At 36.6% G+C, this 19,590-nt stretch carries 19 protein-coding genes; 3 read left to right on the top strand and 16 right to left on the bottom strand.

What is annotated here, in order from left to right; translation table 11 throughout:
* Nucleotides 1-9 precede the first annotated feature (9 nt).
* The 6 genes from F3G69_RS05600 to F3G69_RS05575 all read right to left on the bottom strand — a co-directional run bounded on the left by F3G69_RS05600 (nucleotide 10) and on the right by F3G69_RS05575 (nucleotide 5,680).
* Complete coding sequence (locus F3G69_RS05600) at nucleotides 10-1,383, bottom strand: sodium-dependent transporter (protein WP_103559328.1); 1,374 nt, start codon at nucleotides 1,381-1,383, stop codon at nucleotides 10-12.
* Between the two features lie 176 nt (nucleotides 1,384-1,559).
* Nucleotides 1,560-2,003: a hypothetical protein gene (locus F3G69_RS05595; protein WP_149714637.1), complete on the bottom strand. Its 444-nt coding sequence runs from the start codon at nucleotides 2,001-2,003 to the stop codon at nucleotides 1,560-1,562.
* A 106-nt stretch (nucleotides 2,004-2,109) separates the two neighbouring features.
* On the bottom strand, nucleotides 2,110-2,910 hold the full coding sequence (locus tag F3G69_RS05590) for a 3'-5' exonuclease (RefSeq protein ID WP_149714636.1): 801 nt from the start codon (nucleotides 2,908-2,910) through the stop codon (nucleotides 2,110-2,112).
* A complete protein-coding gene (rpe, locus tag F3G69_RS05585) occupies nucleotides 2,907-3,554 on the bottom strand; it encodes a ribulose-phosphate 3-epimerase (RefSeq protein WP_087576873.1) in 648 nt (215 codons plus the stop codon). Before rpe ends, F3G69_RS05590 begins: the two co-directional genes overlap by 4 nt.
* A gap of 9 nt (nucleotides 3,555-3,563) precedes the next feature.
* Nucleotides 3,564-4,937 carry an STAS domain-containing protein gene (locus F3G69_RS05580; protein WP_149714635.1) on the bottom strand — a complete coding sequence of 458 codons (1,374 nt, stop codon included), beginning with the start codon at nucleotides 4,935-4,937 and terminating at the stop codon, nucleotides 3,564-3,566.
* The gene (locus F3G69_RS05575; protein WP_149714634.1) at nucleotides 4,934-5,680 is read right to left on the bottom strand and encodes a hypothetical protein; all 747 of its coding nucleotides are present in this window, start codon (nucleotides 5,678-5,680) and stop codon (nucleotides 4,934-4,936) included. Before F3G69_RS05575 ends, F3G69_RS05580 begins: the two co-directional genes overlap by 4 nt.
* Nucleotides 5,681-5,852: 172 nt before the next feature.
* Here F3G69_RS05575 and rpmB point away from each other — a divergent pair, with 172 nt between their 5' ends.
* The 3 genes from rpmB (at nucleotide 5,853) to F3G69_RS05560 (ending at nucleotide 7,520) form a co-directional block, all read left to right on the top strand.
* The gene (gene rpmB, locus F3G69_RS05570) at nucleotides 5,853-6,044 is read left to right on the top strand and encodes a 50S ribosomal protein L28 (RefSeq protein WP_021090707.1); all 192 of its coding nucleotides are present in this window, start codon (nucleotides 5,853-5,855) and stop codon (nucleotides 6,042-6,044) included.
* A gap of 23 nt (nucleotides 6,045-6,067) precedes the next feature.
* Nucleotides 6,068-7,198: a potassium channel family protein gene (locus F3G69_RS05565; RefSeq protein ID WP_021090478.1), complete on the top strand. Its 1,131-nt coding sequence runs from the start codon at nucleotides 6,068-6,070 to the stop codon at nucleotides 7,196-7,198.
* Between the two features lie 115 nt (nucleotides 7,199-7,313).
* Nucleotides 7,314-7,520, top strand: a complete 207-nt coding sequence (locus tag F3G69_RS05560; protein WP_084041511.1) for an HP1242/YdcH family protein — start codon at nucleotides 7,314-7,316, stop codon at nucleotides 7,518-7,520.
* Between the two features lie 19 nt (nucleotides 7,521-7,539).
* Here F3G69_RS05560 and epsC read toward each other — a convergent pair whose 3' ends face one another.
* From epsC to F3G69_RS05510, 10 genes are all read right to left on the bottom strand, one after another.
* The gene (gene epsC / locus F3G69_RS05555) at nucleotides 7,540-8,091 is read right to left on the bottom strand and encodes a serine O-acetyltransferase EpsC (protein WP_149714633.1); all 552 of its coding nucleotides are present in this window, start codon (nucleotides 8,089-8,091) and stop codon (nucleotides 7,540-7,542) included.
* A 4-nt stretch (nucleotides 8,092-8,095) separates the two neighbouring features.
* On the bottom strand, nucleotides 8,096-9,001 hold the full coding sequence (gene cysK, locus F3G69_RS05550; protein WP_085657533.1) for a cysteine synthase A: 906 nt from the start codon (nucleotides 8,999-9,001) through the stop codon (nucleotides 8,096-8,098).
* A 118-nt stretch (nucleotides 9,002-9,119) separates the two neighbouring features.
* On the bottom strand, nucleotides 9,120-9,788 hold the full coding sequence (locus tag F3G69_RS05545) for an endonuclease III domain-containing protein (RefSeq protein WP_149714632.1): 669 nt from the start codon (nucleotides 9,786-9,788) through the stop codon (nucleotides 9,120-9,122).
* Nucleotides 9,785-10,549, bottom strand: coding sequence for an ATP-binding protein (locus F3G69_RS05540; protein WP_149714631.1), 765 nt, complete (start codon nucleotides 10,547-10,549; stop codon nucleotides 9,785-9,787). The genes F3G69_RS05545 and F3G69_RS05540 overlap by 4 nt, the downstream gene beginning before the upstream one ends.
* Complete coding sequence (gene mfd / locus F3G69_RS05535) at nucleotides 10,546-13,491, bottom strand: transcription-repair coupling factor (RefSeq protein ID WP_149714630.1); 2,946 nt, start codon at nucleotides 13,489-13,491, stop codon at nucleotides 10,546-10,548. The genes F3G69_RS05540 and mfd overlap by 4 nt, the downstream gene beginning before the upstream one ends.
* Nucleotides 13,472-14,674, bottom strand: a complete 1,203-nt coding sequence (locus tag F3G69_RS05530) for a Mur ligase family protein (protein WP_149714629.1) — start codon at nucleotides 14,672-14,674, stop codon at nucleotides 13,472-13,474. The genes mfd and F3G69_RS05530 overlap by 20 nt, the downstream gene beginning before the upstream one ends.
* Complete coding sequence (locus F3G69_RS05525) at nucleotides 14,671-16,245, bottom strand: GGDEF domain-containing protein (RefSeq protein WP_085657538.1); 1,575 nt, start codon at nucleotides 16,243-16,245, stop codon at nucleotides 14,671-14,673. Before F3G69_RS05525 ends, F3G69_RS05530 begins: the two co-directional genes overlap by 4 nt.
* Nucleotides 16,226-16,765, bottom strand: a complete 540-nt coding sequence (lptE, locus tag F3G69_RS05520) for an LPS assembly lipoprotein LptE (protein WP_103589470.1) — start codon at nucleotides 16,763-16,765, stop codon at nucleotides 16,226-16,228. The genes F3G69_RS05525 and lptE overlap by 20 nt, the downstream gene beginning before the upstream one ends.
* 3 nt (nucleotides 16,766-16,768) lie before the next feature.
* Entirely contained in the window at nucleotides 16,769-19,234 is a 2,466-nt protein-coding gene (gene leuS, locus F3G69_RS05515) for a leucine--tRNA ligase (RefSeq protein ID WP_103600879.1), read from the bottom strand.
* 8 nt (nucleotides 19,235-19,242) lie between these two features.
* Nucleotides 19,243-19,581 carry a DUF6394 family protein gene (locus F3G69_RS05510; RefSeq protein ID WP_021090699.1) on the bottom strand — a complete coding sequence of 113 codons (339 nt, stop codon included), beginning with the start codon at nucleotides 19,579-19,581 and terminating at the stop codon, nucleotides 19,243-19,245.
* Between the last annotated feature and the right edge of the window lie 9 nt (nucleotides 19,582-19,590).

Below are 19,590 nucleotides of genomic sequence, written 5' to 3'. Positions count from 1 at the left end.
TTTTACGCCCTATTTTAAAAAATTATCGTAAAACGAGCTGATAAAAAGCACCAAAATGATAAACGGCACGACGAATTTAATATACCAAAACCAGACATTTATTAGTTTTGCATGTTTTTCACTACCTTGCAAAATTTCTTTTTTTGCATCGTCTTTTAGCACCCAACCTACGAATATTGCACAACCAAATGAAGTAAATACAAAAAATATCGTTGCGCTTATTGCATCATATGCATCAAAAATATTCTTACCAAAAATACTTACATGACTTAGTATATTTGTGGCCATCAGCGAAGGTAAATTTCCTAAAATAAATATACCGCCAAGGACTAAAAATATTGCCTTTTTGCGTTTTATCTTAAATTTTTCTTGAAGTGTCGTGATTATTACTTCATATATTGGTAGTGATGTCGTAAGTGCAGCGATCATTAATAGTGTAAAAAACGCAACCGCGAAAAAACCACCAAATGGCATGTGAGAAAAAACAATTGGTAGCGATTTAAACACCAAACTTGGGCCACTATCTGGCGATACGCCGTAGCTAAAAAGAGAAGGAAAAATCATAAACCCTGCAAGTACGGCGATTACTGTATTTAAAATACCAGTAATGATAGAAATTTTAACCAAACCCTCATCCTTTTTCACAAAGCTAGAAAGCGTGATCATCACACCAAAACCAAGCGAGAGCGCAAAAAAGACCTGCCCCAAAACATCAACGAAAAGCTTTAAGTTTATCTTTGAAAAGTTAGGTGTCAAGTAAAATTTTACGCCTTCTATTGCACCATCAAGTGTGATATTTTTAGCGATCATAATAAGCATTAAGATAAAAAGTAGTGGCATTAAAAATTTCGCTGATCGCTCGATACCACCGACCGCACCTTGTACCAAAATAGCGTAATTAACTAGCACAAAAACAAGTGTTGCAAAGCTTATAGCAAGTGGATTGCTTACGATATTTTGCTCATAAAATGCACTTGTCTCCTCAAAACTAACCACATGTGATAGGTCAAGCAAGCCAAATGAAATTTGGGCGATGTAGTTTAGCACCCAGCCGCCAATAACCATATAGTAAGCCATGATGCCAAAAGCACCAACAAGTCCCATCCAGCCAACGATCTGCCATTTTTTGCTGATCTTTTTACCATTTATAGATCCACCAAAAGCATCCACGGCATTACATTTTAGGCGTCTACCGATCGCGTTTTCAACTAAAATCATAGGAATCCCTATAACAATCATTGCTATGCAAAATATCAAAACATAAGCACCACCGCCATTTTGCCCGACCAAATACGGAAAACGCCACGTCGCACCAAAGCCAACCGTAGCTCCTGCAACAGCTAAAATGTATGTGAGCCTTGAACTCCAAGATTTTCTATCCATCTTTTTGCCTTTGTGAAAAATAGGGATTATATAAAAAAATTGATTAAATTTTGCTAGCAATAAGCAGTGTTAGGATGCAAGCTCAGTTTTTTATTAATTCTAAGAATTTTTACGAATAATTTTTCTTTCACGTTTTGTTTTTATTGACAATTTTAGACAACTGCTTAAAAATAAATTTATTGGTGCAAAACACCAAATTCCACATATCCCTCCATCGCAATGAATAATATCCAGCCCTCCTTGGGACTACAAAAATAGTGATGCTCTGGGATATTTTCAACTATAAATTTTAAAAAATCGTAAAAATACTTAGGCGCAAATTTAACCTCTATATTTGTTAAGTTGTCGCCGATGTAGCTTATATCACCACTTAAAATTTTACTTTTGATACTTGGATTTGAGCTGAGAAATTTTTTAATGTCGGCAAATTTTTTATATTCAGCCGTTTTGTAATCTTTTAAATTTTGCAAAACTGGTTTTGAGCCGATAAAGGTCAAATTTTGTTCTATAAACTCCACTCCATCATTACTCACGCACCAATTTTCACCAAATTTTGACAAAAAAGCGAGCACCTCATCGTCAGCTGAGATTAAATTTGAAACTAAATTTTTCTGGCTCATTTGCCTCCTTTTTTGTAAAATTTAGTAAACTGCCCATAATCCTTTAAAAACAAAGAACACATAAAAATTAATGATTAAATTTAGGATTAAGGATAATTTTTTATTGCTAATTCGCACATAAAACCGGTTCGGGTTTTAGCTTCACGCTTGGAGCTGTTTTGCTAAAGCTTATGAGATCCTCTGTCGTTTGAATACTAAAAGGTAGGCGTGTGAGGCAGACTTTAAAAATTTCAGCTGCCGCTATTGCGTCATTTAACGCTCTGTGGTGGGTGTTGTTTATGCCAAGAAGCTCTTTTAGCGAGCCAAGTCCGTATTTTTGCGAAGCAATAGTGCGGCGACTAAGATCGATGGTACAAAGCTTTCTATTTAGCAGCATACCAAGACCGATCTCATTTAGGCTGTGAGAGATAAAGCCATAGTCAAAATTTACGTTGTGCGCGATAAAGACGCTAGTTCCAAGAAAAATTTTGAACCGCTCAAGCACGTTTAGCAAATTTGGCGCGCCAACTAAATCGCTAGCCTTTATGCCAGTTAGCTCGGTGATATTTTCAGGCACCACAGGAGCTGCTATAAAGCTTTCAAAACGCCCTATCTCAATACCATTTTTCATTTTTATTGCGCCTATTTCGATGATCTGTCCGCTCGTCGTACCACCAGTCGTTTCGATATCAACTACGCAAAATTCCTGCTCACTAATATCTCTAAATCTCGTGCCAAGCTCGATCTCATTCTCTTCGTTTCTAGTGATGTCAAGCCCAAGAGTTCGCCACATATCAAGGTCGCGCACGTCAATGAGTGATGAAATTTCTTCAATATCGCTAAATCTTAAAATAAACTCATGATAGCTTAAATTTTGCCTAGCTAAAATTTCAATGCTATTTTCTAAACGCTGTTTTTTTGGTTTCAAAACTCAAGCTTTATGGCGCGAATGGCTTGTTCGTAGGAATTTGATGAGAAGATGTAGTTGCCTGCCACCAAGATGTCAGCTCCAGCCTCTTCAAGATCAGGCGCATTTAGTCCGTTTACGCCGCCGTCTACTTCGATGAGACACTTGGCGTTTTTACGCTCTATTAGCTCTCTTAGCGCCCTTGTTTTCTCAAGCACGACTGGCATAAATTTCTGACCGCCAAAGCCAGGATTTACACTCATCAAAAGCACCATATCGACTTCATCAATGATATGCTCGATCGCACTAACTGGCGTGTGTGGATTTAGCACGATGCCAGGGCCAACGCCGTTTTTCCTGATGTGATCTATGAGTCTTAATGGATGCTTCTCTTCTTCAATGTGAAAGGTTAAAAATTTTGGCTTTAGTGGCAAGAAAAGGTCGGCAAAAAACGAGTTATTTTCAACCATCAAATGTATATCAAGTGGCTTTGTAGCTGCTTTAGCAACGGCATTTACCACGACTGGCCCGATGGTTAAATTTGGCACAAAATGCCCATCCATAACATCAACATGCACCAGATCGCACCCAGCCTCGCAAATGGCTCTTATCTCAGCTGCCAAATTTCCAAAATCAGCCGATAAAATACTAGGTGCAACATACATTTCTTCTCCTTACTTGGTTACAAACACAAAGCCTATTTCGTCATCTTTTACATCTAATCTATTCATGATGCCTACACTATTGTGATCGAAAAAAACATCATCAGATAAAATTTTAGGCAAGCTAACTTTTACTTTTATGCCTTTTTGCCAAAGATGAGTCAAAAATTTATCTGTAATGATACTAAAAATTTGAGAATATCCACTTAAATAATCATTTGAATCATTGCCTTCAGGCATAAAAATAGAGCAAATTTTATCTAACTTATCTTTTTTTACACCAAATAGCACTCTTGCGTAAATATCACCATAATACTGAACACAAATACGCAAATAATCGCACTCGTCCTCTATGTCAAGCGCACTAACTTTGGTATCAACACACAAAATTTCTTCTTCTGCTAACTGTGAAATAATTTTGCTCGCAATTTGCGTCACATAAGATGAAATTTGAGCAACGCTCTTGTTGATATCTACTGGCTCTGCATCAAACTCTCTTTTTTTAAGATAAAAAATAGTGTCGTCTTTGTAAAAGTCATTTAAATTTTTATAGATAAATATATTTGCATCTTTAAGGTATGTTACTAATTCGATAGATAAATTTGATTCGTTTATGCCACAAAGCGAAATAAATGCACCTGATCTTTTGCTAATGCTAGCAAGTTTGATTAGAAATTTTGCACCCCTTATATTTAAAGCACCAGAAATATTTACCCATAAAATAAAAAATTTATATCCGATTTTTAGCATAATGTTATGAGCTGACATATCAAAATCTTCAATAAAATCTGAGTCCATAAAACTTTTTATGGCATAAACAACGACACCATCTTTTATAAAAGTATCTATCTGGTTTTGCTTTAATCTAACATGATTTAGCTGTGATACTGCATAACTATATAAATTCTTTTTTTTATTAAATTCGGTCGCATCTCTAGCCTCAACCACATCAAATGAGCGATTTTTGAGATAATTAGCCAAATAGTGCTTATACTGCTCAGTTGAGTTATAAATGAAAACTTTGTCATTTGTATTGTTTAGAAATTTATTTAAAAACAAGCTTGCGATATTTTCACTTTCAAACATTGAGATATTTAAAATATTCTTAACTGTTTTCATCATCAATTCATAAAAAATTTCATTGCAATCGCAAATCGCAAATACTACCCCATGCTTTTGCGCTTCTTCGCTTAAATTTTCAATTACTCTACCAAGCCAAACAGGACTAAAAAATGTAACATTTTTTAGTGAGAGCAGTATAGCGCTGATATCGCGTGATAAAATTTGGTTTATGTATTTTTCACTTAATTTTAATGGAACATTCTCTGCTTCCAAAAAACCAAAAGGCCTTATAATAGCCATAGAACCATTAAAAGTTAATTTCATTTTTGTAGAGCTTTTTTAATAAATATAATGGTTTGCATCTCTGGATAAACATTGATATCTAAAATTTTATCAATTCCAAAATCATAAAATTCAGGCCTGCTGGACTCATAAGAGAGCAAAATCTCAAAAAAGCAAAGCATCTCTTTATCAATCTTGCTTAATGATTGCTTATTCATATTCATTGCTTTTAAAAAAATATCCCAAAGACTAAAATCATATTTTTTTTGCAAAATTTTATTATAGCTTACGTCAGAATACGAAATAACGTCTGACATGCAAGATGGATATTTTGAAAATAAATTCTCACACACTATAATACAGGCAATAGAATACGGAGCAAGCGATAAATAGCTGTATCGTTTTTCTTTAAAAGAATTTAATATCTTTAGCCAATCTGATAAAATTTTAGCATTAAGCTCGATTAAATCGACGATTTTAAAATTAAATACCTTATAAATTTTTGGGGATTTTAAAAATATAAAATAAGAAAGCACTATCGCTCTAAAAGTATCAATGCCAAGCATATTTGTTATTACTACCAAATCGTTGCCATCATAAGGAATATCAAATTTTGCACGCTTAAAAATGGAGCTGAAATAAGTTTTAAAAGATGCTATATTTTGTAAAGCAGTAACAGCCTCAGTTACATTGCCAGCTAATAAAAAACACTCGATCTTTTCAAAAAGAGTTGGCATCTGTAAAACAAAATTAACATTTTTTTCGATCAACTCTTTACTAAGCATTTTGTATCACTCAAGATTTCTAAATATTTTTGCATTTATAATTATAGGCAAAGGCGTTATTTTATCTAGATTATTAATAAAAATCAATTCTTTTAAAAAAGAATTGATTTAAGCATTACTTTTGTTTGTTTTAGATAAAATCAGCAGAAATTTTTGTTTATAAGGAAAAAAAATGTCAAAAAGATGTGCGATAACAGGCAAAGGACCGATGATAGGCAACAATGTGAGCCACGCTAACAATAAAACTAAAAGAAGATTCTTGCCAAATCTTAGAACGATTCGTGTTACACTAGAAGATGGTACTACAAGAAAGATAAAAGTTGCTGCTTCTACTCTAAGAACAATGAAAAAACAATCAAACTAAGAATATAAAATGAAGAGGAATTTATGTCTTTTCTCTCAAGACTTTTAAAATTCCTCAACTGGTCAAACTCTACAAAACCAGAAATAAGCCTAGATACTGAGCTTTACGAACAATTAAAACCTTTTAGATTTCCACTAATTTCAGTCGTATTACTGTTACTTTTTGGAACATTAGGTTATGTCTTAATAGATAATTTCTCGCTAATAGATGCCTTTTACCAAGCTGGTATGACTTTTACAACAGTTGGTTTTACCGAAGTTGCTCCAATAACTCCAAAGGGCAGAATTTTTACTATCACATTTATACTTATTGGTTTTATTATATTTACACTATCGATTGGTATTGTGGTTGAGGTTTTAAAAAGAGGTACATTAATTAGCATTTTAAAGGAACGACGCATGCTTTATAGGATCGCAAGACTAAAGAATCACTTCGTTATTTGTTATCACAATCTATACACAATCGAACTTAGTGCTCAATTTCGCGAAAATCATATACCTTTTGTAGTGGTCGATGATAGAGAAGATATCGCGGAGCTAGCTCAAATTTATAAATACCCATATTTCATAAAAGCTCAGCCACACACGCAAATTGCCTTTTTAAAAACACATCTATCAAGCGCAAAAGGTCTTATAACTCTTAGCTCAAATATTGCTGATAACATCGCCCTTATAGCATCTGTAAGACTTTATGAAAAGGAGATAGGCCGCAGAAAGCCTTATCATATCATCACAAATGCAGAGACAGAAGACGATACGCAAAGATTAAAAAAATTAGGCGCTGACAATGTGGTAAGTCCATCTCGCTTAGTCGCGCAGCGGCTAAGTGCCATGAGCGTAAGGCCAGACATGGAAAATTTATTAGAGCAGTTTTTGTATACAAAAAATTCACCTATCGATATAGAAGAAATTCTTGTGCCTGATTACTCTTGGATAAGATTTAAAAGATTAAAAGAGACTCATTTGCGAAATATTACAAATGCAGACATAGTAGGCATTAGAGATATAAATAATAATTTTGTGCCAATGCCAAATGGCGATACATTAGTAGGGACAGGATCAAAGCTTTTAGTCATCGGTACCGTTGATGGAATACGTCTAACCAAGCGTGTTGTAAAAAGCAAACACAAACCTGAAGAATTTAAATACGTATAAAATAAATTTTTCTACTCGCTCTTTTTAAAAATTTAAGCAATGACTTGGTGCTTATTTTATATCCAAACATTTACAAAGTCTTGATAAAATTTCTCAAATTTTTATAGGAGCCGATATGTTACATGAATATACAGACCTTATAAATGAGCTAAAGAAAACCGATGCTCGTTTTGCTACTCTTTGCAAAAAACATGATGAGCTAAATAAAAAAATAGATGAGAATCTAGCAAAACCATCAGAGCTTGATGGTTTAAAGAAAGAAAAATTAAAACTAAAAGATGAAATTTATGCTCAAATTTTAAAATACAAAGAGCAAAAATAAATTTATTTAAATTCTAAAATTAGATAATAAATTCTGGTTCAAATTTTGTCCCATTTACTCGAACTATTCTTGCTGGTATACCAACGACTGTCGCGTTTGCTGGGACATTTTTTAGCACGACCGAGTTTGCGCCGATCTTGGCATTTTCGCCGATCGTTATGGCACCTAGTATTTTCGAGCCAGCTGCGATAGTCACACCATTTTTTACAGTCGGATGCCTTTTGCCACACTCTTTTCCAGTGCCTCCAAGTGTTACTTGATGATACATCATTACATCATCGCCTATCTCAGCTGTCTCACCGATAACCACACCCATGCCATGATCTATGAAAAATCTCCTACCGATCTTTGCGCCAGGGTGGATCTCAATGCCTGTTAAAAATCTTGCAATTTGTGAGATGAGTCTAGCTAGAAAAAAACGTTCTTTTTTATATAAAAAATGAGAAATTTTATGAAACAAAACCGCATGAATACCAGGAGTGTTTATAAGTATTGCCAAAAAGCAACACTTATGTACCGATGGGTCTTTTTCACGAATAGTTTGAACTAGCTCCTTTAGACTCTCCCGCATATTTTTATGCTCCGTAAAGCTCTGTGCTTAAGTATCTTTCACCATTATCTGGAGCTATGAAAAGTACTTTTTTGCCAGCGCCAAGTCTTTTAGCTACTCTTTTTGCAGCCACGTAAGCAGCACCACCGCTTATACCTATCATGAGTCCATCACTTTTTGCAATTGCTCTAGCTGCGTTTAGTGCGTCATCGTTGCTTACTTTTTCTACCTCGCTAACTAAGCTCATATTCATAGTATTTGGTAAAAATCCGGCTCCAATGCCTTGAATTTTATGCGGTCCTGGGTTGCCACCACTTAAAACTGGCGATGCTTCAGGCTCTACTGCGATGATCTTAGTATCATAGCCTTTTTCTTTTAAAATTTTTGCTACGCCACTTATTGTACCACCTGTGCCAACGCCAGCTACAAATGCATCAAGCTTACTAAAATCAGCCACAATTTCAGCTGCTGTTGTTAGTTCGTGAGCTTGTGGGTTATACTTGTTTTCAAACTGGCTTAGCATTACGTGATTTGGCTGAGCTGCTAGCTCTGTAGCTCTTGCGATCGCTGCTTTCATGCCACCAGACGCTGGAGTAAGCTCAAGCTGTGCACCATAAGCAGCTACGATCTTACGTCTTTCGATACTCATGCTCTCTGGCATGCAAAGTATCACTTTAAAACCAAGTGCAGCACCGCACATCGCTACACCAATGCCAGTATTTCCGCTCGTTGGCTCAACGATAGTATCACCATGTTTTAGCGTACCGTCAGCTAGCATCTTAGTTATCATATTAAATGCAATCCTATCTTTTACAGAGCCACCTGGGTTAAAAAACTCTAGTTTTACGTAAATTTCGGCTTCATCAGCACCTGTTTTTATCTTTACAATAGGTGTATTACCAATCGTTTTAACGATGTTATCGTAAATCATCACTCCTCCTAAACTAAATAAGATAAATTTTGTGTAAATTTAGCACAGAATTTTAAAATAGACTATAAAAAGTCCCAATCTTTGGCAAATTTATAAAGAGTTGTTACATATTAGTAGTTTAATTTTTGATGCTGCTTAATATTTTTTGACCATTTTGGCTTAAGATTTTACCTTTGAAATTCTCTTTGCAAAACTCCAAAATAAGAACGTGATAGAGCTTTAAAACCTCAGTTTCGTCAAATTTCTCGCTATCAAGAAATTTATAAATTTCATCATAATCAAGCGAGCTAAACCACTCAGCAGCCTCGTCGTAGCTCTCAAAAGTATAGTCAAAATACGTCATTATCCTAAGTGCGTAAGCATCAACGACCATATATGGCTTACCGCAAGCGTATGCAAGTATCGCGTCGCAAGTCTCGGCTCCAACACCTTTTACGCTTATGAGCCACTCACGACTGGCATTTTCTTTGAAATTTTCAAAGTCGTCAAACTCGTTTCTTATGGCTTGGCAAAGCGTCTTTAGCCGTTTAGCCTTTGTGTTATAAAAGCCACTTGGCTTTATGAGCGTAGCAAGCTCGCTGTTTTCAAGCTCGCAAATGCCTTGTAGGCTATCTTTGTTTGCTTTTTTTAGATTATCTAGCGCTTTTTCTACGTTTTTCCAGTTGGTATTTTGCACTAAAATAGCACCTGAAACAACCTCAAAAGTGCCTTCACCTGGCCATTTTAGCTCATCAAAATTTTTGTTTTTGTGATTAAACAAGGTTAAAAATAGATCGGTTGAAGTCATTTTAAATTTTCTTTAAATGTGAGATAAAACTGCTTTGCTGTTCTGCCACTTCTGCTAGCTCTTAGTGTGGCGAAATTTTTAGCAAGCGTATGAAGCTCGTCTTTATTGCCTTTATAGTCTTTAAAGTAAAAATCAACCATTTTTAGGTACTCGTCGTAGTTGCCTTGATAAAAGCTAATCCAAAGACCAAAACGATCGGATAGAGAAATTTTCTCCTGAGCTGCGTCGCTGTAGTGGATTTCGCCGTCTATTAGCTCTGAGTTTTCATTTTCGCTTTTAAACTCGCTTATTAAATGTCTACGATTTGATGTAGCGTATAAAAGTACGTTTTTTGGCGGCTTTTGGATAGAGCCGTCCATTATAGGTTTTAGAAATTTATACTCATTGCTGCCATTTTCAAAGCTTAGATCATCACAAAAAATGATAAATTTAAACTCGCTTTTTCTGATCTCATCGATGATATCGCCAAGGTATTTTAGATCCTCGCAACCGATCTCAATGATGCGAAGCCCAGCTTTATAAAATTTAGTAAAAACAGCTCTTACAAGGCTTGACTTTCCACATCCTCTCTCACCCCAAAGAAGCACGTGATTTACATCTTTACCTTCTATAAAATTTATAGTATTTTTTAGTAAAATTTCTTTTTGTTTTTCCAGCCCATAAAGTGAGTCGATATCTACAAAATCAATATCATCAACTGGTTTTAGCATGCTTTTTGTGCTTCTATATATCGCTGCGTACTTCACTCCCCAATCTATCATTTCTTATCCTTTCTTAGATAGACCAAAATTTCAGCCAAAACATCATCATCGTCCTTGCTACGTGACTTTAGCCTGATCTTCTCATCATCATTTTTTGTTATTAGTATGTTTTGCTCGCTGTTTGAGATCGTTTTTATACCAGCTTTTAGAGCTAAAATTTTAATGATAATGACGTCTAAAAACTGCTTTGTAAACGTATCTATCTTGCCAAATCTATCCTCAAGCTCGCTTTGTATCTCATAGACCTCAGCGACCTCTTTGCACTTGCTAAGACGCCTATAAATTTCAAGCCTTAGCCTATCTTCTCTTATAAATTCTTGATTTAAAAAGGCACTCACACTAAGCTTTAGATCTATTTTGTCAAGCTTTGCGGAGTCTTGATTAAGAAGCTTATTTATCTCATCTTCTAGCATCTTTAGATATAGCGAGTAGCCAATAGCCTCGATGTGGCCACTTTGCGCTTCGCCGATGATGTTGCCACCACCTCTTATCTCAAGGTCGTGATATGCTAACACTGAGCCAGCGCCCAAAAATGAGTTGCCTTCAAGTGCGACAAGTCGTTTTAGCGCGTCTTTACTAATGGCGTCTTTATCTTCCACCAAAAAGTAGCAGTATGCCTGCTTGTCGCTTCTGCCCACTCGTCCGCGGAGCTGATGCAAGTCAGCCATGCCAAATTTATTGGCATTTTCTACGATTATAGTGTTTGCATTTGGCAAATGAATGCCGCTTTCAACGATGCTGGTGCAAAGTAGCAAGTCATATTCGCCCTGCTCAAATTTCATCATCTCATCTTCAGCGACTTTTGCATTTACCTTTGAGTGAAGTATCAAAATCCTAAGCTTTGGCAAAATTTTTCTTAGCTCATTTGCTGTCTGCTCGATGTCTGCGATATGGTTGTGGATGTAAAAGGTCTGCCCGCCACGTCTTAGCTCACGCATAATCGCCTCTTTGACGACCTTTTCGTCCCACTCTCTAACACTTGTTCTAACATCCAGCCTCGAGCTTGGCGGAGTGGCTAAAATGCTATATGTTTTTATCTTGCTAAGTGCCATATTTAGGCTTCTTGGTATCGGCGTAGCACTCATACTTAAGATGTGCGAGTGCTGAGAAATTTCTTTTAGCTGCTCTTTTTGCTTAACGCCAAATTTATGCTCCTCATCAACCACTATAAGCCCCAAATTTTCAGCCTTTACACCAAGAAGTGCATGCGTACCCACGCAAACTATGGGCTCATTTTCTTTTAGCGCTTTTTGCAGGCTCGCCTTTTCTTTTGCACTTGAGAAGCGATCCAGCCTAAAGACCTTTATGCCAAATTTGCTAAATCTTTGGCTTAGCGTCTTGTAGTGCTGCGAGCTAAGAAGAGTCGTTGGCACGAAGAAAAATGCGCTAAAGCCTGATTTTATGCAGGTAAATATAGCATTCATCGCAACTTCAGTCTTGCCAAAGCCTACGTCGCCACTAAGCAACCTATCCATAACTTTTCCGCTTTTTAGCTCATCTTTTATATCATTTACCGCCTTTTGCTGATCATTCGTGTATGAAAAGCCAGCATCTTGGACGAAATTTAGATAAGAGATATCCTCTTTTTGTAAAATTTTGCCTGCGATTAGCTCTCTTTTTGCAGCCATTGCTACGATCTTTGAGGCGATCGCGAAGAGTTTTTCTCTGACCTTTTCTTTTATCTTTGCAAAATTTGCCTTACCCAAACGATCAAGCACTGCCATAGAGCCATTTTGAGCGATGTAGCGGTCTATCAAATTTAGATGTTCAACTGGTAAAAGAAGCTTATCGTCATTTTGGTAGGCAATAACTACAAATTCCTTCGTCGCACCCAAAACCTTGATCTTTTCAAGCCCCAAAAATCTGCCTATACCATAATCTTCATGCACGACATAGTCATTTACTTTTAGCTCATCGACCACGAGGCTTGAGCGCTTAACTCGCCTTTTTTTCTCAAATTTATTTAGTGATACTACGATCTTATCACTTGAGGTTAAATTTACCACAAGGGGCGAAATTTCAAGCTTTACATTTGCAAAGCCATCAAGCTCATAGCCCTTAAAAAGCCCTTCATTTCTTGAAAGAACGGTTATACTTTTGCTTTTATTTAGCTCAAAAAAGTCAAAATTTAAAGTAACTTCTAAGTCTTTATAGATCTTTGGTTCAGGCAAAATTTCAATGCCCTTAAATTTCTCTTCAGGCACATCATAAATTTCAAAATCGATCTTTTTAACAAGTTTTGAATCAAAAACTTTTAAGTAGTCGCTAAAGCTATCTATCGCCCAAAATCCAAGCGAATTTAGATCATTCACAAGGGCGTCACTTTGCATATCCTCGATCTTTTGACTAACTTTTTCAAACTCATCTTTGCTCAAATTTGCAATAAATGGCACGATCTCGGCTTCGCTTAGCTCATTTTTGTTGCTAATTTGCGTGGCGGTGTTGTAGTTTCTGATACTCTCCACCTCATCGCCAAAGAGTAAAAGTCTAACAGGATCGTCCATATTTACGCCATAAATGTCGATCACTTCGCCGCGTATGCTAAACTCGCCAACGCTCTCAACGATATCGACGCACTCGTAGCCAAATCGTATGAGCAAGTCGGCAAATTCGTTTAAATTTAGATTATCTTTTAGCTTGATCGTTGAGCTCTCTAGGTTTTTTTGCGTTGGAAGTGGATTTAAAAGCGTACTAAATGGGCTTATGATGATCTTTTTGCCATCAAATTTATAGTATTTGCTAAGCACGGATGAAATTTCAAAGAGCTCTTCGTTAAAGCTTCTTAGATCATCACCCTTTTTAGCTCTAAAATCAGGTAATTTAAAGGCGCCAAAGCCAGCAAAACTGGCCGCATCCGCACAAAGTGCCGCCTCTTTATCATCTTCGCAAATGAGAATTTGTGGGGCGTGCGTTAAAAGATACTCATAAACCTTTGCTTGCATAGTACTCTTTTAAAAATGCTTCAACTAGATGAAATGAGCCAAAAGCTAGATAAATTTTGCCGTTTTTTGCCTCTTTTATATCGTTCATATCGCTTGGCTCAAACTCTCTATGTGAAATTTCAAGCTCATTTAGCGCTTTATTTATGAGCTCTCCGCCAAGCTCCCTGCCCTCGCAGTGATAGTGATATAGTAGCACATCCTCGACGACTGGCTTAAGAGCTGCCAAAACTGCCTTGAAATCTTTATCCAAAAATGAGTTATAAACTAGCGTTAGCTTCTTGTCACTAAACTCTTTAGAGCTAAATTTCTTAGCCACAGCCTTTGCACCAAGCTCGTTGTGACCGACATCAACGTATAAATTTGAAGCGATCTTTTCGCATCTGCCTCGAAGCGATAAAGCGCCAAGCTTTTTTATGTCTATGCTGTTATCTAAAATTTTAGCTGCGCCGTAGGCTAGAGTTAAATTTGATCGTAAAAACTCTGGCAGATTAAATTTATCTGCATAATTTGAGATCTCGTTTAAATTTTCTTTGGTTAAAATTTCTCTTGGGAAGCTCAAAATTGCGCTCCTCTCGCTTGCGATCTCTTTTGCGATAGCAACGCTTATCTCGTTCATCTCATCATTTAAAATGGCTCTTTTGCCCATGGCTTCAAATTTCGTGCGTGAAATTTCTTCTAGGCTATTTCCAAGAACTGCCGTGTGATCAAGCCCAATAGGCGTAAAAATGCTTAACTCTTTTTCAAAAACATTTGTCGCATCAAGCACACCGCCCATACCAGCTTCGCAGACAAAATAGTCGCAACCCTCAAAAAGCACAGCTGAAAGCAGCGTCATATACTCAAAATAACTTGTTTTTATCTTGTATTCATCGCTTAGAAGTCCTTGCAGGCGCTCGTGAGCTGCTTCTAAAATTTCATCACTAGCGACTTCGCCATTTAACCAAAATCGCTCGTTAAATTTAAATATATGAGGGCTCGTGTAATGCCCTACTTTTGCGCCATTTTGGCTTAAAATTTGCGCTAAAAAGCGGCCGGTGCTGCCTTTGCCATTTGTGCCTATTATATGAATAATCTTAAATGGCTTTATATGTTCTTTTATAGTCGCATACGCTCTAATAATCCTACCATAATCAATCTCTTTGTAATAAAGCGGCTTGCCATCAAGAAATTTAGCTAGGCTCATTTTTCCTCGATTATCTTTGGCATTACTTGATTTCTACCATTTTCTTTTGAGAGATAAAGCATCTTATCAGCAGCCTCAAGTGTCATCGTCTCGCTTAAATTTGCACTTCTTGTCGCTATACCAGAGCTGATAGTAACCTTAATACGCTCGTTTTTATAGATAAATTTGAAATTTTCTATCATGCTTCTTAGCTTATCCCCAAATTTAACACTATCTTTTAAACCAGTGCTTGGAAGCAAGATTACAAATTCTTCGCCACCATATCTACCAACAAAATCAACCTTTCTGGCATTTTTCTTAAGCACTTGAGCCACTGCTGAAAGAATAACATCTCCAGCCTCATGCCCATAAGTATCGTTTATGCTTTTGAAATGATCAATATCAACAAAGCATATAGAGTAATCAGTCCCATAGCGTTTATATGCCTCTTCGATGCGTTGAATCTCGTTCATCAAAGCACGCTTGGTAGATACCTTTGTCAAAAAGTCTTCTTTGCTCTCCAGTTTAGCTTCCTCAAGCTCTTTTTCAAGACTATTCACTCTATTTTGAAGCTCTAAGATAGTAGCTTGCCTATTGTGCATCTCGATACCTAGCTCTTTGCTCTCGATCTCCAAAGCACCAGCGATCTCAATAAGCATGCTTCTTACTTGATCAATGCTATTTGTATTTAAATTTACATTTTTTAGATCATTTTTAATGCTTTTAACTTTATCAGAACTACTTTGCGAACTAACCGCAATATCAGAAATTCTCTCGCTTATATTTTGCAAGACATTATTTAGCGAACCAACTTTTTCTATGATTTCTGTTCTATCTTCTTCTATTCTGCGATCAACAAATGCCTTTACCTTTTCTTGAAATTCTTTGCTATTTAAGGTTTTAGGATTTTGCTTCAAAGTACTTCTTATCGTGCTAAGCTCTTCATCAAGATCCTTTGTAATAGAAGGCTCAAGAGTAAGGCTTAAAAGCTGAATCAAAACATCCTCTTCGCCATCTTCATCTTTTTGTGTAAGAAATTTCTCAAGTTCAGAACTCATTGTCTTTAAATCATCAAAATTTCTAACACCATAATATTTCAAAAATTCTAAAAATTCAGTGTCGTACGAGCTAACAAAATCAAACCATCTAAGGCACATTTCTTCAAGATTTTTCTCATCATATCTTCTAGCAAGCAGTTGCATACTTTGCTCTGCTAAGCTTTTTGCATCTTTATTGTGAAGCATTGAGATAGCTTGGAGAATTCTTCTAGCAAATGCGTTTAGTGATTGTAATTTTTTATCATCGGCCACAAGACCCGCCCCTTGTTGAGCACCTCTAGAGAGCCTAGCAGTCATAAAAGCAACAAACTCATCGACCGTCTTTATATGAAGGCTCAAGGCTTGATTTTTATATTCATCACCAAGCCTTGAGATATATTTTTCTATCTTTTTACTCTCTTCTGTTGTAAAGCCGTATTTTTTAGAAATTTCATTATATACTTCAGTGTAATTCTCTGGCGTTAGCATCAAATGGCGATCTTTGATCTCATTTAAGGCTTCCTTGACTATTTGACTAACGGTTACTGCTGCCATTTCTATATCCTTTTACCGCTAAACTTGCGATATACTCATCAAAGGCCTCTTTTGATGCCTCTTTGATAGCTTCGTATTTTTGAGTATCACTAAGAATGCTGTCAGCAAATCTTACATCTTTTTGACGTCTTGCGACACTAAAGTCATACTCGCCAGTGGCTGGAATATCAACTACGCTGCCATCTTTAAATTTAGTCTTATAATTTAAGCTAAGATGTGCTTTGTATGACGTAATGTAGCCAAATTCATCATAAATAATTGCTTCGTAATTTAAATCTTTTACCGAAATAATTATCGAAGTATCAGCACTCTCTTTACTTGATAAATCTTTATTTAGCCTTGCGACCATGCCCTCTTTTACAGCATCCTTTATCCAAACACTATTTTTTGGCTCTTCTTTACTAATAATCACATCAACGTAAATTTTATCGCCCACTAGATCATGTGTGATCTTTGAAACTGGTTTATACCCACACCCGCAGATAAAAAACGCAATAAAAAACGCTAAAAAATATCTCAAAATTTATCCTTTAATGACAAAATTTACTAATTTGCCTTTTATATAAATCTCTTTTAAAATTTCCTTGCCCTCAAGCCATTTAGCCACATTTTGTTTAGCTAGTTTTAAAATTTCACCCTCGCTCTCGCTTGTTGCCACTTCAAACTCAGCCCTTTTCTTGCCATTGACTGTAACTGCAAGAGCGATGCTATCTTTTACAAAGACCTCTTCTTTTACAGCTATCTCTGTGAAATTTTTTCTACCAAAAAGCTCTTCGCTAAGCTCGTTTGCAATGTGCGGCACAATAGGTTCTAGTAAATTTAAGATGATGAAAAAGCCCTCAGCATTTACATCTTCGTTATCCTGAGCATTTATAGCATTTAGTGCCTCCATGCAAGCAGCGATCAATGTATTAAAAGCAAATGTGTCGCCAAAAACCTCGGTTGATTTTTTAAGTGCTTCATAAATTTTTAGCCTTGCAAATTTCTCATCTTTGTTTAGACTTTCATGGTCTATCTGAGGCAGTTCGTCTATCTTTTTGATAGTTTGTGCCTTCTCCCAAAGCCTATTTAAAAATCTAAATGCACCCTCAACTGCGCTGTCATTCCACTCAAGCTCTTTTTGAGGAGGCGCTGCAAAAAGGATAAAAAGCCTTGCTGTATCGGCGCCATATTTATTAATAATATCGTCAGGATCTACGACGTTGCCCTTACTTTTGCTCATCTTTTTGCCATCTTTTAAGACCATGCCTTGAGTTAGTAAATTTTCAAATGGCTCGTCATCTCTTAGATAGCCTAGATCTCTTAAGACCTTTTGGAAAAATCTAGCGTATAAAAGGTGCAAGATCGCATGCTCGATGCCACCGATATACTGATCTACATTCATCCAGTAATTCACGCTCTTTTCATCAAGCGCTTTTTGTTCCCAAGTCTTCTCATCGCTTGCAAATCTAGCAAAATACCAGCTACTCTCCACAAACGTATCCATCGTATCAGTCTCTCTGATCGCATCTTGTCCGCATTTTGGACACTTTGTAAATTTCCAAGTTGGATGTTTATCTAAAGGATTGCCCTCGCCTGTGATCTCGACATCTTCAGGTAGCGCGATAGGTAAATTTTCCTCTTTTTCAGGCACTACGCCGCAGCATTTGCAGTGAACTACTGGTATTGGTGCACCCCAATATCTTTGACGAGAAATTCCCCAGTCTCTTAGTTTGTAGTTTGTGATCCTTTTGCCTAAACCATCTTTTTCAAATTTTTCTATTATGAAATTTTTAGCTTCTTCTGAAGCAAGTCCATTTATAAGCTCAGAATTTATAGAAATTCCATACTCAGAGTATGCTTTAGAACCGTCGCTCTCGCCCTCAAGCGGCTTTACGACTGGCTTTATAGGAAGATTAAATTTACTTGCAAACTCGAAGTCTCTTTGATCATGTGCAGGGACAGCCATAATAGCACCACTGCCGTAGTCAGCTAAGATAAAATTTGCAACCCAAACTGGGATTTTTTCATTGGTAAGTGGATGAACGACATAAATTCCTAAAAATTCTCCGTCTTTTTCGCTAGCTTGACGCTCTCTTGGGCTTTGATTAAGTATTGCTTTTATCTTTGCCTTTTTGCTTTCATCAAATTTATCACTTTCAAGAAGCGCTTTTACGATAGGATGCTCTGGCGCAAGAGCTGTATAGCTAACGCCATAAATCGTATCAGGTCTTGTAGTAAATACCTCAAAGCCATCAAATTTACCACCTAAAGTCTCTTTTGATGCCTCATCAAGGCTAAATTTAAACTCCAAGCCGTAGCTTCTGCCGATCCAGTTTTCTTGCATTGTGATGACTTGATTTGGCCATTTGCCCTCAAGAAGCTTTAGATCCTCAAGTAGCTCGCTAGCGTATTTTGTGATGTTGAAGTAATATCCTGGAAGCTCTTTTTGCACAACATCATTACCGCATCTCCAGCATTTACCGTCTTCAACCTGCTCGTTTGCAAGCACAGTTTGATCGTACTCACACCAGTTTACGATGGCATTTTTTCTATAAACAAGCCCTTTTTCAAACATCTTTATAAAAAAGCTTTGCTCCCACTTAGTGTAAAGTGGATCAGATGTGGCTAAAATTCTCTTTTTAGAAAATGAAAAGCCAAGACTTGCAAGCTCTTTTTTCATATAGTCGATGTTTTCGTAAGTCCAAATTTTAGGGTGAATTTTATGTTTTATGGCTGCGTTTTCAGCTGGCATGCCAAAGCTGTCAAAGCCAATAGGATGAAGCACATTATATCCGCTTTTTCTATATGATCTAGCAAGTGCATCGCCAATAGAGTAGTTTCTTACATGCCCCATATGTATGCGTCCACTTGGATAAGGAAACATACTTAGGATATATTTTTTTGGCAAGCTTAGATCGTCTTTTGGTTCAAATTCTTCATTTTTATCCCAAATTTCTTGCCATTTTTTTTCTATCTTTAAAGGCTCATATTTTCTCTTTTCAGCCATTTTTTCTCCTAAAATTCTTCTTGAGCTTTACTTGATTCTATTAAAACCAAGGCTAGTGAAAATATATTTGCAATGACTGCACCGATAGCTAGTGAATAGCTAAGTGTTATATTTTCAGAGACTTGCAAAATAACAAAAGCTGGTATAAGGTGTAAATCAGCAACCAGCGAGCTTGCAAAAAGCTCAGCTGAGAGTAAATTTTTAACACCGATCTTAAGTAGCGTTGAAACCAAATTTATACTAGCCGCCACAAAAAGGGCGATCTCGTTTTTATCATATAAAAATTCTGCCGTAGTCGTAAGACTCATTAACGCAAAAAATATGTAGATAACTTTTCCCCAGTTCATTATCCCTCC

This window comes from Campylobacter concisus, assembly GCF_902460625.1.
In the GTDB taxonomy this organism is placed as follows: Bacteria; Campylobacterota; Campylobacteria; order Campylobacterales; family Campylobacteraceae; genus Campylobacter_A; species Campylobacter_A concisus_AD.
This window is presented reverse-complemented; position numbering and strand designations above follow the sequence as displayed.